We start from the raw sequence: 739 nt of genomic DNA, 5'->3' as shown, positions 1-739 counted from the left end.
CCTTGACCATCAGCTATGATGGCTTAGTAAATGGAGACACCAAAGTAGCCACCGAGCCAAGCATCAGCACCACTGCATTAGTGAGCTCAGGAGTTGGGACTTATCCAATCACCTTAACAGGTGGAGAAGATGCAAATTATGAAGTAGACCTAAAAAATGGACAGCTAGAAGTTACTAAAGCATTAGTAACCATCACAGCAGAAGATAAAACCAAGGTATATGGTACAATAAATCCAACCTTGACCATCAGCTATGATGGCTTAGTAAATGGAGATAACAAAGTAGCCACCGAGCCAAGCATCAGCACCACTGCATTAGTGAGCTCAGGAGTTGGGACTTATCCAATCACCTTAACAGGTGGAGAAGATGCAAATTATGAAGTAGACCTAAAAGATGGACAGCTAGAAGTTACTAAAGCATTGGTGACCATCACTGCTGAAGATCAGACCAAAGTTTATGGTACAGCGAATCCATCCTTGACCATCAGCTATGATGGCTTAGTAAATGGAGACACCAAAGTAGCCACCGAGCCAAGCATCAGCACCACTGCATTAGTGAGCTCAGGAGTTGGGACTTATCCAATCACCTTAACAGGTGGAGAAGATGCAAATTATGAAGTAGACCTAAAAGATGGACAGCTAGAAGTTACTAAAGCATTGGTGACCATCACTGCTGAAGATCAGACCAAAGTTTATGGTACAGCGAATCCATCCTTGACCATCAGCTATGATGGCTTAGT

1 protein-coding gene is annotated in these 739 nt (G+C 43.2%); it reads left to right on the top strand.

Annotation, left to right across the window (positions count from 1 at the left end; genetic code table 11):
• Positions 1-739, top strand: a 739-nt coding sequence (locus MM239_RS20830; protein WP_317235660.1) for an MBG domain-containing protein, incomplete at both ends; no start/stop codon positions are given.

Source organism: Belliella filtrata, from assembly GCF_022549775.1.
GTDB classification, from domain to species: Bacteria; Bacteroidota; Bacteroidia; order Cytophagales; family Cyclobacteriaceae; genus Belliella; species Belliella filtrata.
This window is presented reverse-complemented; position numbering and strand designations above follow the sequence as displayed.